Below are 16,128 nucleotides of genomic sequence, written 5' to 3'. Positions count from 1 at the left end.
TTATTTACCAATTTTTTTTAATTCTATATTTTTTGCATTTATTACTTTTTTACCTGCATTTTCAAAATTGACAGTAACCTTATCTTTTATGATTGATTGTACTTGTCCAATGCCCCAGTCTTTATTCTCAGGATTAGTGACTTTGTCGCCTGGTTCATAATCTAAAATCATTTAATTTAACTTATATTGTAAATCAGTATAAATACCACCTAATGAATAAAGAATTAAACTCTATCGGAATTGACAAAAAACCTGAAGATACAACAGTCGTAGTTGCAATGTCTGGTGGGGTAGACTCGTCAACTGTAGCTGGGATTATGAAAAATGAGGGTTACAAAGTTATTGGAATAACTCTTAAACTTTATGATGATGGAAAAGAAGTAGCACAATCTAAACAGTGTTGTTCAGGTCAAGATATAATGGATGCAAAACGTGTTGCTCACAAATTAGGTATTGAGCATAAAATTTTATACTATCAAGATAAATTCAAGCAAGGAGTAATAGATAATTTTGTTGATAGTTATTTAAAAGGTGAAACTCCAATTCCATGTGTTCAATGTAATCAGACAGTAAAGTTTAAAGATTTATTTGAAGTTTCAAAAGATCTTAAAGCAGATGCATTAGTTACAGGTCATTATGTAAAAAATATCACATCAAACAACACCAATAATATGTATAGAGCAATTGATGAAAATAGAGATCAAAGTTATTTTCTATTCAACACAACTAGAGAGCAATTAGATTATTTGAGATTTCCATTAGGTGGAATGTTAAAAGATAAAACAAGAGAAATTGCTAAAGAGTTAGATTTAAATGTAGCTGATAAGCCAGATAGTCAGGATATTTGTTTTGTGCCAAATGGAGATTATGCATCAGTAATTAGAAAATTTAGACCAGACTCTTTTCAAAAAGGGAATATTAAAAATTTAGATGGAAAAGTAATTGGTGTTCATGATGGTATTATTAATTTTACAATTGGACAAAGAAAAGGAATTAAGGTTTCAGATAAAGAAGCTTTATATGTTTTAAAAATAAATTCAGATAAAAATGAAATTGTAGTAGGATCTAAAGAATACCTTGGAAAAAAAGAAATATCTTTAAAAGATTTAAATTTATTAACTGATAAAAAAGATCTTGATCAAAATATATTTGTAAAGGTTAGATCAACAGGTAGCCTTCTTGAGGCAAAAGTAGATTTAAAAGATAATAATACTGCAAATGTTCATCTATTAAATCCAGAGGATGGAATATCTCCAGGACAGGCATGCGTATTCTATAGCAAAGACCAATTTGGTCATAGAGTTCTTGGTGGTGGTTGGATTAAAGAATAAAAGAATTATTTCTTCTTATTTTTTCTTTTTGCTCTTCTCTTTTTGGAGCCTTGTTTTCTTCGACCCCTATGTTTCTTCGGATAACTCATTTAGTCCTATTTATTAATTTATTGACGTTTTTTACGGGATATAGCATTGTCTTTTAAACATATCAAATTTTATTATGAGTAATTCTTTTAAAACATTTTTAAAACATACAGCGAAAGATTTTCATAATCAGTCAGTTAATCCACCAATTGTACGTGCATCAACGATTATATTCAAATCGATGCAAGATATAAGGAAAACACAAGACAAGGCAAAAAAAAACCCAACAGGTGGACATTTTGATTACGGAAGACAAGGAACTTCAACGACTCACATTTTACAACAAATTTTGTCTAAACTTGAAGAAAGTTATTTTACTTTTTTAACACCTACTGGATTTGGAGCAGTATTCCTTGCAATCTTCAGTGTTACAAGACCTGGTGATGAAATTATTGCAGCTGACCCAGTTTACAGTCCAACAAGACTTTTGACACAAGATTTTTTAAAAGAATTTAATATCAAAACAACTTTTTATGATCCACACGATCTTAAGACATTAGAAAAAGCAATTACTAAAAAAACTAAATTAATTTTTGTAGAAAACCCAGGAAGTAACACTTTTGATTTTCAAGATTTAGGGAAGATTGTCTCCATAGCAAAAAAACATAAAATTTTAACAGCAATTGATAATACGTGGGGAACTCCATATTTTTTAAAACCTATTAAACTCGGTTTTGATATGGCAATTGTTTCAGCAACAAAATATTACTCAGGTCATTCTGATGTAATGGGTGGAAGTTTAGCGGTTAATAAAAAGGTATTTCCAAAAGTAAAAGCAACTGAAAGAGTTACAGGTTTAAGATTAGGACCTGATGATGCTTATTTGATTACAAGAGGATTAAGAACTTTAGATGTAAGATTGGATAGGCACAGAGAAAATGCAAAAAAAGTAGCAGAATTTTTATCTAAATTTAAAAACATAAAATTATTGTATCCATACAAAAAGGACTCTTACAATTTTAGAATGTGGAAGAAATATTATTCAGGTGCTTCAGGTTTAATGGGTTTAAGAATTAAAGCCAAAAGTGAAAAGGCAGTTGTTAAATTTGTAAATAATTTAAAATTATTTGGACACGGTTACAGTTGGGGAGGGTTTGAAAGTTTAGCTTTACATCAAAATGTTAGAGAACAAGGAAATAGAAGCTATCTTAAATTAGCAAAAAACGAGTACATAGTTAGACTGCACATTGGTTTAGAGGATCCAAGCGACCTTATTGCTGACATTAAGCAGTCAATGAAACATTTAAAATAAATCGTGAATAATTTTTTTCCAACCAAAACAGCAATGGTTACACTCATTACATGTTGTTTAGTTGTAATTATATCTCTTGGAATTAGACAAACATTTGGTTTGTTTTATTTTGATTTTTCTACAGATCTCGACATCACTATTTCTCAATTTGGTTTTGCAATGGGTTTGCAATTATTTTTATGGGGTGCTTTCAATCCTTTGTTTGGAATTATTACAGATAAGTATGGAGGGAATATTGCTATTTTCATTGGTTTCTTTTTTTATTTATTAGGAGTCTTTCTTTTTTATATAGGTTTCAATACTGGTGTTTATTTCATTTATACAATTGGTATTTTGATTGGAGTAGGCCTAGGATCTACAGCAATAAGTATACCTGTTTCTGTTGTTGCCAAACATTATCCAGCATCAAAAAGAACAATTGCTACTGGAATAGTTACTTGTGCTGGATCATTTGGTTATTTTGTTTCTCCTCTAATTGTAAGCTATTCTCTTGTTGAGAATGGTTGGGAGAGTACAATTCTTTACTTCTGTTTTCTGATAGGGATAGGTTTAATTGTTTCTTTATTTGTCAGTACACCAAAAATTCCAGTTGGAGTTAAAGACGACAATAATCAAACAGCAAGAGAGGCTTTGAAAGAAGCATTTAATAATAAAAGTTTCATTTATTTAACTTTAGGTTTTTTTGTATGTGGATGGCACATTGCGTTAGTAGCAACACATATACCCACATATATGTCTGATAAAGGTTTACCCGACTGGTGCGCAACAACTGTCCTTTCATTGATAGGACTTTTTAATATGGCAGGAACTATTGTGAGTGGATATTTGGCAACAAAATATAGTAAAAAATATTTATTGAGTGCAATTTATTTATTAAGGGGTGTCTCTATAATTGTTTTTATTTCTTTTCCTCCGAGTGTAATTAATTCAATAATATTTGGTATTACGTTTGGTTTCTTGTGGCTTTCTACTGTTCCGCCAACCAATGGGATAGTTGCTCACATTTTTGGAACGAAGTATGTGGGGATGCTTTATGGAATAGTATTTGTAAGTCATCAAGTTGGATCATTCTTGGGTGCATATTTAAGTGGAGTTTTTTATGAATTAACAGGAAACTTTGATTATGCATGGTACGGATCTATCGCATTATCAATTTTTGCAGGTTTGATACATTTGCCTATTAATGAAAAAGCAATTGAAAGAACTCAACCGTCATAAATTTAATCCTTATTTAGAGGACCTTTATCAATCAGATAAACCTATGATTATCTACAAGGTAAGTGGAGGATATAATATTTATACAGATTTTTCTAAAAAGATTATTTTAACAAATAAAAATATTAATAATTTTTTAAATAATTTTAATAAATCAAAAAAAAAATCAAAAACAGATATGTTTATAGGTTTTTTTGGCTACGAAATTTTATGCAATTTGCTTGGATTAAAAATTAAAAAACAAAAAAAGTTAAATTTTTATAAAGGCATATTTTACAAACCTGAAACAGTAATAAAAATAAGAAAAAAAATTTCAATATTTTCTAAAATTAAGAAACAAAAGTTTAACAGCAGCTTTAAACCTACAAAAATATTATCACCTTTTAAATTAAATATTGATTTCAAAAAATATGAAAAAATTTTTAATGTTTTTTCAAAAAAAATTAGGCAAGGTGAAACCTACCAAATTAAAATTTGTACAAAATATAAAAATAAATCTGATATAGATCCTATCAATTTTTTTTGGAAATTAATGAAAGTTAATGCTTCTCCAGAAGCCTTTATGATTAGAGATAAAAATTACTCTATAGTAAGTTGCTCACCTGAAACATTAATAGATAAAAAAGGACTAAATATTTTAACAAAACCTATTGCTGGAACACTTAGAAAAAATAAAAATCTTAATAAAACTAAAGCGTTAAGTTTTTTTAGAAGAAATATTAAAGAAACCAAAGAACATAATATGATTGTAGATATGGAAAGAAGTGATCTTTCAAAAATTTGTAATCCAGGAAGTGTAAAAATTATTAAAGAGAAAACTGTCGAAGAGTATAAGGATCTTTATCACTATGTTACTTTAATTAAAGGAATATTAAAGAAGAGTGTTAAAAATATTGATATAATTAAAGCCATGATGCCCGGAGGTTCAGTAATAGGTTGTCCTAAAATAAGCACTCTAAATCTTTTAAATAATCAAGAAAAAGAAAATAGAAACATTTACACAGGAAGTTTTGGTTATATGAAATTTAATGGAGATATGAGATTTAATATTATTATTAGATCAATTTTAAACTATAAAAATACATCAGAAATTTCTGTAGCCTCTGGAGTTGTTGTGGATAGTAATGCCAAACATGAATTCAATGAAAATTATATAAAGGCAAAAGCATTAATAGACTTGTTTAAATGATTTATGTGATTGATCATAAAGATTCTTTTACTCACAATGTAGTGCATCAACTTTCTATATATGATAAAGTTGAGTGCAGTGATTTTATTGAAATTAATTATTCTAAACTTCACAAAGCTTCAACAATAGTACTATCACCAGGGCCAGGTTCACCAAAAGATTATCCTTTAACAACTAAAATTTATAAAAAATTTAAAGGTAAAAAAAAAATACTAGGAATTTGTTTGGGATTTCAACAAATCTTATTTTCTGAAGGAGGAAAAATAGTCGAACAAAATAAAATTTATCATGGTTTTCAATCCAATGTCATAGTGAATAAACAGAGTAAGTTATTTAAAAAAGGTCAAATTTTTAAAGTAGGAAGATATCATTCATTAAAATTAAGAGAGCCTTTTAAGGCTAAAAATTTTGATATAACTATGAGATGTGCTATCTCAGGTTCTGCAATGTCTATAGAAAATAATGTTGATAAAGTTTATGGATTTCAATTTCACCCAGAATCATTTTTAACAATCAATGGTAACACTCTTATTAAAAAAATCTTATCAATTAAGTAATCTTAAAGAAGTTTCCTTTAAAGATCTTTGGGGGTCCAGAGGTGTATTTACAACAATGCGAATGGTTGGAAAACCTTCTAAGTTAATATTGTTAAAACCACATATCGAAAACTTAATTAAATCTACAAAAAAATATGGAATTAGAAAAAAAAACTTAAAGAATATTATTTTAGATCTAATTAAGAAAAATACACTCTATAAAGGTCCTGACAATTTATTTCGAATTGCTTTAAATAAAAAACTAATATCTGTATCTATAAGACAAAGACCAAAACTTACAAAAAAATTTAGTCTTTTATTATTTAAATATAAAAGAATTCAACCAAATTATAAAAATCTTTATTATAAAAAAATTTTAGCAAAACTTAGTAAGGTTGACTCATCTAAATTTGATATTGCTTTAGTTGCTAACAATAAAATATTAGAAACTGGTACTTCAAATTTAGTTTTTGTTAAAAATGGAAAAATATTTTCTCCAAAAAAGAATTGTTATTTTGGAAACACACTTAAGTTTATAAGTAAAAAAGTTAAAATTAATTTTAAAGATGTATCAATTAAAGAAATCAATGATTATGAAGAAATAATTCTTATTGGATCAGGAAAGGGAGTTACATCAGTATCAAAAATAGATGAATTAAAATGGAAAAGTCGAAATAATGTTTCCTTTAATAAACTTAGAAAAATATATAATACTCTAATTTAATTATGAGAGATCCTAACAATCCTTGTTTATTCTGTGACTCAAAAAAAAGCGGTATTGCTCATGAAAATGATCTTGCTTATGCAAGTTACGACTCTTATCCTGTTTCTGATCACCACTGTTTAATAATTACTAAGCGTCATATTAAAGATTATTTTGACATGACAAATGATGAATTGATTGCTTGCAATGATCTTATCCAAATAGTTAAAAAAGAAATTCTAAGTAAAGATGTTAATGTTAAAGGATTTAATATTGGTACAAATGCTGGTAAAATTGCAGGTCAATCTATAATGCATTGCCATATACACTTGATACCAAGAAGAGAAGGTGACGTTGATAACCCCCAAGGTGGGGTAAGATCAGTAATTCCTAATAAACAACATTACAAACGTAAACCATAAGTTGTTATTAATGACAATATTGACCAATAGTTTTAGTTGAACTCTTTATTTAACTAGACTAGAAAATCTCAAACTAACTTTATAAATAATTAAAAATTATGTTATCTACAAATCCTTTTTCAATTTTAGCTGAAACTGTTTCACCTTTTGCAATGCAAAGTTTCATAATTGCTATGGTAATTTTGATTGCAGCAGGAACAATTATACAAATGATTGTTCACAAAAACGTTACTTATTTTTTTAATAATGCCAAAAAAGCAAAAGCTAATGCTGTTAAGGAATTGAGTTCAGGAGAAAGAGCTTCAATTATCGCAAAGACAACAGTTTATGATATCGGCACAACTGCAGAACTTGGATTTGGAAAAAGAAGACTTGCACATGTTCTTGGTATGTATGGAACAATATTATTTTGGGTTGCATCAGCAGTTTTAGTATTCTGTTATACAGGAGCTGATAAATCTACTTCAGCTACTTGGTCTATGGTTTGGCATGTAGGCGCAATACTTACATGTGTTGGTGGTTATTGGTTTTGGTTTTTTTTAAGAGTAGATGTATCTGCGGAAGCGCATCCTTGGTACAGAATAATTAAAGCTGATTTATTTGTTTTAGCTTTATTAGCTTGTTCTACTTTTGGTTTATTGTGGTCTTACACACAATCTAATGGTCAAGCAGGATTATCTTATTTATTTTTGACTTTATTTGTCCTTTCAAATTTAGTTTTATTTGGAGGAGTTTACTGGTCTAAATTTGCACACATGTTTTATAAACCTGGTGCAGCAATCCAAAAAAATTTAGCAGAAGCAGATGGTTCGCGAGACAACTTACCTCCTCCTGCTGACGCGCCTGAACAGTTTGGTTTAGGTATTAAAAGAGAGCAACCTAAACACTATTAATATGATAAAATTAAAAAAGGAGAATAAATAATTATGTCAACTTTTGTATACATGACAAGATGTGATGGCTGTGGTCACTGTGTAGATATTTGTCCATCAGATATTATGCACATAGATGAAAATATCAGACGTGCAAAAAATATTGAACCTAACTTTTGTTGGGAATGTTATTCATGTGTAAAAGCATGCCCAAATCATGCAATAGACGTAAGAGGTTATGCTGATTTTGCTCCTATGGGTCATAGCGTTAGAGTTAGAAGAGAAGAAGAAAAAGGAACAATTTCATGGAAGATCAAATTTAGAAATGGAACAGAGAAAAACTTTGTTTCTCCAATTACTACAAAGCCATGGGGTAAATTTATTCCAAAACTTGCTGAAGGTGACAAACCAAACCAAGGTGAGATTAATTCACAAAGACTTTATACTGAGCCAGAAGGTTTAAATATTGATGGTGAATTACCATCAGTTCCAAAAGGGTCGTTTAAAAAAGGAGTTTACTACTAATGGCTAGACATAAAACACATTACGAAGATTGCGATATATTAGTTGTTGGTGGTGGTATGGCTGGAACAGGTGCTACGTTCGAAGCTAGACACTGGGGAAGAGATATGAAAATTGTTTGTGTAGAAAAAGCAAACATAGATAGAAGTGGAGCTGTTGCTCAAGGTCTTTATGCAATCAATTGTTACATGGGAATGCAATGGGGAGAAAATCAACCTGAAGACCATGTTAGATATGCGAGAAATGACTTAATGGGAATGGTTAGAGAAGATTTAGGTTACGACATGGCTAGACACGTAGACTCTACTGTTCACATGTTTGATGAATGGGGTCTTCCAATGATGAAAAATGAAAAAACTGGAAGATATTTAAGAGAAGGTAAATGGCAGATCATGATACATGGTGAAAGTTACAAACCTATTGTTGCTGAGGCGGCAAAAAAATCTGCTGACAAAATTTATAATAGAATAATGATCACTCATTTACTTATGGATGAGTCACAAGATAATAGAATTGGTGGAGCTGTTGGTTTCAACATGAGAACAGGTGATTTTCATGTTTTTAGAGCAAAAGCTGTAATAGTTGCAGCTGGTGGTGCTTCTCATATCTTCAAACCAAGAGCAGTTGGAGAAGGAATGGGTAGAACTTGGTATGCCCCTTGGAGTAACGGTTCAGCATATGCTCTTCCTATTGCTGCTGGCGCTAAAATGACACAAATGGAAAATAGAATTGTGTTATGTAGATTTAAAGACGGTTATGGGCCAGTTGGAGCTTATTTCTTACACTTAAAAACGTATACCCAGAACGCTAATGGGGAAAATTATGAGAAGAAATGGTATGATCAAACTAAAGAATTAGTTGGCGAATATATTGATCATCACCCAACACCTACTTGTTTAAGAAATCATGCTTTCATTCAAGAAGTTGCTGCTGGTGGTGGACCAATTCATATGGTTACAACTGAAGCTTTCCAAGATCCACACTTAGAAACAGTTGGTTGGGAGAACTTCTTAGGAATGACTGTTGGTCAAGCTGTGGTATGGGCGTCTCAAAATATTGACCCTAAATACACTAATCCTGAATTAACAACTTCAGAACCTTATGTAATGGGTTCACACGCTACTTGTTCAGGAGCTTGGGTAAGCGGTCCTGAAGATTTATCTCCACCTGAATATTTCTGGGGTTATAACAGAATGCTTACAATTGACGGATTATTTGGCGCTGGAGACACTGTGGGTGGAAGTGCTCATAAGTTTTCATCTGGATCTTTCACAGAGGGTAGATTAGCTGCTAAAGCTGCTGTTAAGTATATCGAAGATAAAAAAGCTGAAGGGGTTAAGGTTTCAGACAAACAATGTGAGGATTTCAAAGCTATGGTCTACAAACCACTTGAAAACTTCACTGTTGCACAAAACGAAATCACTGGTGGAACTGTTTCTCCTAGCTATATATCACCAATTCAAGGTCTACAAAGACTACAGAAGATTATGGATGAATATGTAGGTGGAATTACATCTAATTATATGACTAATGGCAATATGTTGAAAAGAGGCCTTGAATTGCTTGAATGGCTTCAAGAAGATCTTGAGCATGTTGGCGCTGAAGATTATCACCAATTGATGAGAGCTTGGGAATTGAAACATAGAGCTTTAACTTCTCAGTGTGTAACTGAACATACTTTATTTAGAGAAGAGACTAGATGGCCAGGATACTATTATAGAGGAGATCATATGAAACTTGATGATGATAATTGGCATTGTCTGACAGTTTCTAGAAGAGATCCAAAAACTGGTAAATTTAGTATGGAGAAGGTTCCTGTCTACCACATCGTGGATGAGAACGAGAAGAAAAAAGCTTCTTAAGATACTTTAATTATAAATAGATAAGTTATGGATATTTTATCAAAAAAAGATGATGAAATATATGAGTTGGCTAAACCTATTTGGTTCAACCTTGTAAAATCTTCAAACCTTAAAGATTACGGTGGATTTACTAGAGATTTTTCAACTCAGATGCTCTTTGGAGCTAATGAGGTAGAGCTTGGAAAACAATGGGCTAACAATAAGCTTATCACTAATCTTCATGAAACTTTCGAGCCTTTTGGGTGTCTTAGAAGAGGAGAGCATATAACCGTTCTGATAAAACAGACCAATAAAGAAATACCAGGAGAATTTTTGGGAAGGTTAGTTTTAGGTGTTGAGGATGAAATGGTTAAAGTTTTTGGTGCAACGATCTATTAAAAAAAATTTATCTAATTTTTAAAATAATATTTGACAATTTGTTCTTTGGGTGTAATGACGCACTTAATGCAAATCTCTAACGTAAAAATTTTCAATAAACTAACTAGCTTAAAAGTTTCTTTAATGAAAACAGGTATATTTTTAAGTCTAGCTGCTTATTGGGGAGTTATTATAGTTGGAACTTTTATTACTTTTAACTAAGTTGTTTTTTAAACAATTTATTTATTTAAATGGATGTATTTTTACCCATCGCGCAAGTTTTTGTTAATCCAATAGAAATTCTTATATTAAGCGCAATCGTTGGTGTCCTTTCTGGATTGTTTGGAGTGGGTGGTGGTTTTTTAATGACACCTTTTTTAATTTTTTTAGGAATTCCTCCTGCATACGCAGTTGCAAATGAAGCAAACAATATCTTAGCTACTTCAGTTTCTGGTTCAACAACACATTATTTAAAAAATACTTTAGATTACAAAATGGGTTTAATGATTGTCATTGGTGGTGCTATAGGTACCTCATTAGGAATTTTTACTTTTTCTTATTTCAAAGGTATTGGAAAAATTGATACCGTAATCTCTTTAGCTTACATGTATATTTTAGCAATCATTGGATCTTTAATGTTAGTCGAAAGTCTTGGTGAAATAGATAAAGCTAAAAGAAATGTTTTAGTTAAAAAAAAATTACATGTTCATTATTGGATCCATGGTCTTCCTTTAAGAATGAGATTTCCAAAATCAAAATTATATGAAAGTATTTTTACTCCAATAGTTATTGGCTTAGTAGTTGGTTTTATTGCTGCAATAATGGGAATAGGTGGAGCATTTATATTAGTGCCAGCAATGATTTATATAATTAAAATGCCAACTAAACTTGTTCCTGGAACTTCATTATTTGTTACTATTTTTGTCAGTGTAATTGTTACTTTCCTGCATTCATTTAATTATGGTTCGATTGATTTACTTTTAGTTTTTCTACTTGTTATTGGATCAATAATTGGTGTTCAGATTGGACAAAAATTAGGAGAGAAAATTGATAGCTCAGGATTACGAGCATTGATGGCTATTTTGATTTTAGCAGTTGGTATTGCAATTGCTTATGATTCATTTTTTGCAGATCATGATACAAATGCAACAACCACTTCTGCAATTTCAGATTTAAATTTTTTCTCACAATTTATTTTAGATTTTTCTAATGAGATGCCATTCTTTTATGGATTATTTTCAATTATGTTTGCAATATTTTTAGGTGTAGCAGCAGCGTTTATTAGAAGATTTTTTTCAAATCTTAAAAAACAAATTTTGTTGAAATCTTAATTGAATAAATAAAGATATAACTCAATAGTCCCTAAACAAACAATTCCAACAGTAGCCATTCCCACAAATCCAACCACAAAAGGTTTATATCCCATATCTTTTATATCTCTTAAATTGGTAGACATACCAATTGCTGCCATTGCCATTGTTAGGAATATTTTTGAAAAAGACTTAATGCCATCCACAGTGTTAAACCAAAGTTCACTGTTGTTTGAAATAAAAAGTTGATCACCAACATTTCGAATAATAATCATTGTAACAAACCCAAGAACAAAATAGGGAAAAATATCAATTATTGAGTATTTTTTTTCTTTAGATTGTCCTCTGTTATAAAGATAAGCAAATAATGGTATCATTATAATCAAAAAAGTATTTCTGATTAGTTTAGTAACTGTTGCTACATTTAAAGTCTCTGGACTATTGAATTGCTGATCATAGATCAATCCAGCGGCTGCTACTTGTGCTGTTTCATGTATAGAAGTTCCTAAAAACAAACCGATTAGAAGTGGTTCACCATTAAAATATAAATTTGCAAAGTATGGGTAGATCAACATTGAAAGAATTCCAAATAAAGTGATGTTTGCAATTGCGTAAGATATCTCATTTTTTTTGGCACCAATTACAGGTGCAGTTGCCATGATTGCTGTTGTTCCACAAACTGTGCTTCCGATAGAAATTAGATAAGCCATATTTCTAGGAATCTTTAATTTATTGATTAAAAGTTTAATGACTACCAATACACTTACGATACAAATTACTATTAAAGGAATAGCAATTGCACCAAATTCTAGAAACTCAAAAGGTTTTAGTTGAATACCTAGGCAAATTATTCCAAGTTTTAAAATATTTTTTTGAGTAAAATCCAAACCTCTTATGAAACTTTCTCTTATTTTAAAAACATTTCCAAAGAACATTCCTAATAGGATAGCTATCATTGCAGTGGATATAGGACTTTTTTCGTATCCTAATAATTCAATACCAATAATATTATTAAAGCCTTGAGATAATGTGTAGAGAACAAACGCAAGTATAATACCAGGCAAAAGTACCAGGTACTTATTTTTAGCCATAAAGAAGTATTTTTAATTAAGCACTTCTGTAAAGCTTAGTCATTACAAATTCTCTATGACCTAAAGCTTCAGCACAAGTTAACCTTCCATTAGCTGTTCTAATAGTTGCTTTAATTAGTTCATCACCAGCTTGATCCAAATTCATTTCTCTAGAAAGTATTTTAGAAACATCGCAGTCGATATGTTCTTTCATGCTGATTGCTGTTAATGGATTGGCTGTTAATTTTACAACTGGTTCAATTGGGTTTCCAATAATATTTCCTTGTCCTGTTGGGAATAAGTGAACATTAAAACCGCCAGCGGCTTGCAAAGTAACACATTCTGCTGCAGCTGAAGAAGTATCCATAAAATATAAACCTGGACCTTTTTGTGGTTCTTCAGCAGGTGTTAAAACATCTACAAATTGTCTTGATCCTATTTTTTGGAAATTACCAAATGCTTTTTCTTCAATTGTAGTCAGTCCTCCAGCAATATTTCCTGCAGTGGGTTGACTTTCTGATAAATCATCTGTTGCTTCTTTTAAAATGAAATTATTGTATTCATTCCATGTTTTTTTAAACTTTTCTTGTGCTTCTGGAGTTTTACCTCTTTTTTCACAAACAGTTTCAGCACCTGTAAGTTCTGAAGTTTCACCAAAACATAAATGAACTCCTAATGGCTCTAATTTATCCATTAAATTTCCAACTGTTGGATTAGATGCAAGACCTGAAGTAGTGTCAGACTCTCCGCATTTTACTGAAATCCAAAGATCACTTATTGGACATTCTTCTCTTTGTTTTTCAGAAGCCCACATTGAAAATTCTTGAGCTTTTTTTGAAGCTTTCATGATTGTTTCAATATCACCAGCACCCTCAATACTAAATCCTTCAACAGGTTTTCCAGTTTTTGCTACTTCATCAACAATTCTTTTAGTCCATTTAGGCTCAATGCCAATAATTATAGCAGCAGCAACATTTGGGTTTTTTGCTGTACCTATCATTGTTCTAAAATGTAACTCTAAATCAGCACCAAACTGTAATCTTCCATACGAGTGAGGTAACGCAATTGTGCCTTTAATATTGTTTGCGACAGCTTCTGCACAAGCATTTGAAATATCATCAACAGGCAAAATGATTACATGATTTCTTGTTCCAGCTCTGCCATTTTCTCTTTTATAACCTAAAAAACTTTTTGGGATTTCCATATTACTACCACTTCTTTGTTTTAACGTTGTGAACATGTACGTGTTCACCTTTTTTTATTGATTTGACTACTTTACCAATATCATGACCGTATTTAATAATAGTGTCACCTTCATTTAAATCGTTCATTGCAATTTTGTGTCCTAGAGGGATTTCATCTTCAGATTGAATGTTAACTGTCTTGTCATTTTCCATAATCCAGCAAGAGCAGTCCTGTTTTGGAGTGATTTTTTCAATAACAACTACTCCTACGTTGTCTTTTTCGTCGTGTATAATGATGTCTGTAGCCATAATGTTGTGTCGAATTGTTTGTTTGAAATTTAGAAAATCTTATATATTAATCGCGAAAATTGACAAACGAATTTTATAAATTCTTAATAATTATACTTTAGAGGGGTTCTAGTCTTATGACAAAAATGACAACAGAAGAAGCTTTTGTAAAAGTTTTACAAATGCATGGTATCGAGCACGCTTTTGGAATTATCGGTTCTGCTTTTATGCCAATATCAGATATTTTTCCTGATGCAGGAATTACTTTTTGGGATGTAGCCCATGAAACAAATGGTGGTTTAATTGCTGATGGTTACACAAGAGCTACAGGTAAAATGTCTATGGTTATTGCACAAAACGGACCAGGAATAACAGGACTAGTAACTCCAATTAAAACTGCATATTGGAATCACACACCTCTATTATTAGTAACACCACAAGCTGCAAATAAAACTATGGGCCAAGGTGGTTTTCAAGAAGTAGAACAAATGAACCTGTTTAAAGACATGGTTTGTTATCAAGAAGAAGTTAGAGACCCATCAAGAATGGCAGAAGTTCTAAACAGAGTAATTGAAAAAGCTATAAGAGGCTCAGCCCCTGCACAAATAAACGTTCCAAGAGATTATTGGTGCCAGGTTATTGATATTGATTTACCACCAATTGTAAGATTAGAAAGACAAGGTGGAGGTAACGACGCTGTTTCTAAAGCTGCTGATTTATTATCTAATGCAAAATTTCCAGTAATACTCTCAGGTGCTGGTGTTGTTATTGGTGGAGCTATTGATGCTACTAAAAATCTTGCTGAAAAATTAGATGCACCAGTATGTTCTGGTTATCAACATAATGATAGTTTTCCAGGAAGTCACCCCCTAGCAGTAGGACCTTTAGGTTATAATGGTTCTAAAGCTGCAATGGAATTAATTTCAAAAGCTGATGTTGTTTTAGCACTAGGTACAAGATTAAATCCATTTTCAACTTTACCAGGATATGGAATTGATTATTGGCCAAAAAATGCAAACATCATTCAGGTAGATATTAATCCTGATAGAATTGGTTTAACTAAAAAAGTAACAGTTGGAATTAGTGGTGATGCAAAATTAGTTGCGGAGCAAATTTTAGCAAAACTATCTTCAAACGCTGGAGATAGTGATAGACAAGCTAGAAAAGATTTAATTCACCAAACAAAATCTGCATGGTTGCAAAAACTTTCAAGTTTAGATCATGAAGATGATGATGAGGGAACAGTTTGGAATAAAGAGGCTAGAGAAAGAGATGCAGACAGAATGTCACCAAGACAAGCTTGGAGAGCAATTCAATCTGGTATGCCTGATGATGTAATTATTTCAAGTGATATTGGTAATAACTGCGCCATTGGTAATGCTTACCCAACTTTTGAAAAACCAAGAAAATATTTAGCACCAGGTTTATTTGGACCTTGTGGTTATGGATTTCCATCTATACTAGGTGCAAAAATTGGTTGCCCTGATACTCCAGTAATTGGTTTTGCGGGAGATGGCGCTTTTGGAATTAGCATGAACGAAATGAGCTCATGTGCAAGAGAAGAATGGCCTGCAATTACAATGGTAATTTTCAGAAATTATCAATGGGGTGCAGAAAAAAGAAATACTACTCTATGGTTTGATAACAATTTTGTTGGAACTGAGTTAGACCCTGAATTAAGTTATGCTAAAGTCGCTGATGCATGTGGTTTAAAAGGTGTAACTGTTAGAACAATGGAAGAAACAACAAATGCAATCAAGCAATCTTGTGAAGATCAAAAGAAAGGAATTACAACATTTATAGAAGTAATTCTAAACCAAGAACTTGGAGAACCATTTAGAAGAGATGCGATGAAGAAACCGGTAAGAGTTGCTGGTATCAACAAAGCAGATATGAAGAAACAACCTTCATTAAACTCTTAAAATCTT

At 31.2% G+C, this 16,128-nt stretch carries 18 protein-coding genes; 14 read left to right on the top strand and 4 right to left on the bottom strand.

The features are described from left to right. The gene (locus ACTTA6_RS03345) at positions 1-171 is read right to left on the bottom strand and encodes a DUF3553 domain-containing protein (RefSeq protein WP_075506600.1); all 171 of its coding nucleotides are present in this window, start codon (positions 169-171) and stop codon (positions 1-3) included. Positions 172-212: 41 nt separating this feature from the next. On the opposite strand from ACTTA6_RS03345, the gene mnmA reads away from it, so the two are divergent. From mnmA to ACTTA6_RS03280, 13 genes are all read left to right on the top strand, one after another. Next, complete coding sequence (mnmA, locus tag ACTTA6_RS03340; protein WP_440614500.1) at positions 213-1,331, top strand: tRNA 2-thiouridine(34) synthase MnmA; 1,119 nt, start codon at positions 213-215, stop codon at positions 1,329-1,331. Positions 1,332-1,494: 163 nt separating this feature from the next. Next, positions 1,495-2,670 (top strand): trans-sulfuration enzyme family protein, encoded by a 1,176-nt coding sequence (locus ACTTA6_RS03335; protein ID WP_440614499.1) that lies wholly within the window; start codon positions 1,495-1,497, stop codon positions 2,668-2,670. Positions 2,671-2,673: 3 nt separating this feature from the next. Then, on the top strand, positions 2,674-3,888 hold the full coding sequence (locus ACTTA6_RS03330) for an MFS transporter (RefSeq protein ID WP_440614498.1): 1,215 nt from the start codon (positions 2,674-2,676) through the stop codon (positions 3,886-3,888). Continuing rightward, the gene (locus tag ACTTA6_RS03325) at positions 3,854-5,074 is read left to right on the top strand and encodes a chorismate-binding protein (protein ID WP_440614497.1); all 1,221 of its coding nucleotides are present in this window, start codon (positions 3,854-3,856) and stop codon (positions 5,072-5,074) included. Before ACTTA6_RS03330 ends, ACTTA6_RS03325 begins: the two co-directional genes overlap by 35 nt. Further along, positions 5,071-5,631, top strand: a complete 561-nt coding sequence (locus ACTTA6_RS03320; protein WP_440614496.1) for an aminodeoxychorismate/anthranilate synthase component II — start codon at positions 5,071-5,073, stop codon at positions 5,629-5,631. Before ACTTA6_RS03325 ends, ACTTA6_RS03320 begins: the two co-directional genes overlap by 4 nt. Next, positions 5,591-6,334, top strand: a complete 744-nt coding sequence (locus tag ACTTA6_RS03315) for an aminotransferase class IV (protein ID WP_440614495.1) — start codon at positions 5,591-5,593, stop codon at positions 6,332-6,334. The genes ACTTA6_RS03320 and ACTTA6_RS03315 overlap by 41 nt, the downstream gene beginning before the upstream one ends. Positions 6,335-6,336: 2 nt before the next feature. Continuing rightward, positions 6,337-6,735, top strand: coding sequence for an HIT family protein (locus tag ACTTA6_RS03310; protein WP_440614494.1), 399 nt, complete (start codon positions 6,337-6,339; stop codon positions 6,733-6,735). Positions 6,736-6,833: 98 nt separating this feature from the next. Further along, the gene (locus tag ACTTA6_RS03305; protein WP_440614493.1) at positions 6,834-7,628 is read left to right on the top strand and encodes an adenylyl-sulfate reductase; all 795 of its coding nucleotides are present in this window, start codon (positions 6,834-6,836) and stop codon (positions 7,626-7,628) included. 33 nt (positions 7,629-7,661) lie between these two features. Continuing rightward, positions 7,662-8,132, top strand: coding sequence for an adenylyl-sulfate reductase subunit beta (gene aprB / locus ACTTA6_RS03300; RefSeq protein WP_440614492.1), 471 nt, complete (start codon positions 7,662-7,664; stop codon positions 8,130-8,132). Beyond that, positions 8,132-9,991: an adenylyl-sulfate reductase subunit alpha gene (aprA, locus tag ACTTA6_RS03295; RefSeq protein WP_440614491.1), complete on the top strand. Its 1,860-nt coding sequence runs from the start codon at positions 8,132-8,134 to the stop codon at positions 9,989-9,991. The genes aprB and aprA overlap by 1 nt, the downstream gene beginning before the upstream one ends. Positions 9,992-10,018: 27 nt before the next feature. Next, positions 10,019-10,369 carry a hypothetical protein gene (locus ACTTA6_RS03290; protein ID WP_075506610.1) on the top strand — a complete coding sequence of 117 codons (351 nt, stop codon included), beginning with the start codon at positions 10,019-10,021 and terminating at the stop codon, positions 10,367-10,369. Positions 10,370-10,435: 66 nt separating this feature from the next. Further along, positions 10,436-10,570: a hypothetical protein gene (locus ACTTA6_RS03285; protein ID WP_440614490.1), complete on the top strand. Its 135-nt coding sequence runs from the start codon at positions 10,436-10,438 to the stop codon at positions 10,568-10,570. A gap of 29 nt (positions 10,571-10,599) precedes the next feature. Next, positions 10,600-11,679 carry a TSUP family transporter gene (locus tag ACTTA6_RS03280; RefSeq protein WP_440614489.1) on the top strand — a complete coding sequence of 360 codons (1,080 nt, stop codon included), beginning with the start codon at positions 10,600-10,602 and terminating at the stop codon, positions 11,677-11,679. On the opposite strand, the gene ACTTA6_RS03275 is transcribed toward ACTTA6_RS03280, so the two are convergent. Genes ACTTA6_RS03275 through ACTTA6_RS03265 form a run of 3 tightly spaced genes read right to left on the bottom strand, consistent with a single transcriptional unit; the run spans position 11,676 to position 14,221 of the window. Beyond that, positions 11,676-12,749, bottom strand: a complete 1,074-nt coding sequence (locus ACTTA6_RS03275) for a YeiH family protein (RefSeq protein WP_440614488.1) — start codon at positions 12,747-12,749, stop codon at positions 11,676-11,678. The genes ACTTA6_RS03280 and ACTTA6_RS03275 overlap by 4 nt on opposite strands. 16 nt (positions 12,750-12,765) lie before the next feature. Further along, on the bottom strand, positions 12,766-13,932 hold the full coding sequence (locus ACTTA6_RS03270) for a UxaA family hydrolase (RefSeq protein WP_440614487.1): 1,167 nt from the start codon (positions 13,930-13,932) through the stop codon (positions 12,766-12,768). 4 nt (positions 13,933-13,936) lie between these two features. Beyond that, a complete protein-coding gene (locus tag ACTTA6_RS03265) occupies positions 13,937-14,221 on the bottom strand; it encodes a UxaA family hydrolase (protein WP_440614486.1) in 285 nt (94 codons plus the stop codon). A gap of 116 nt (positions 14,222-14,337) precedes the next feature. Between ACTTA6_RS03265 and xsc the strand changes: the two genes are divergently transcribed. After that, positions 14,338-16,122 (top strand): sulfoacetaldehyde acetyltransferase, encoded by a 1,785-nt coding sequence (gene xsc / locus ACTTA6_RS03260; RefSeq protein ID WP_440614485.1) that lies wholly within the window; start codon positions 14,338-14,340, stop codon positions 16,120-16,122. The last annotated feature ends 6 nt before the right edge of the window (positions 16,123-16,128 follow it).

It is taken from the genome of Candidatus Pelagibacter sp. HIMB1636, assembly GCF_052047675.1.
In the GTDB taxonomy this organism is placed as follows: Bacteria; Pseudomonadota; Alphaproteobacteria; order Pelagibacterales; family Pelagibacteraceae; genus Pelagibacter.
Note: the sequence above shows the minus strand (reverse complement) of the source record. Positions and strands in the feature narration are given on the sequence as shown.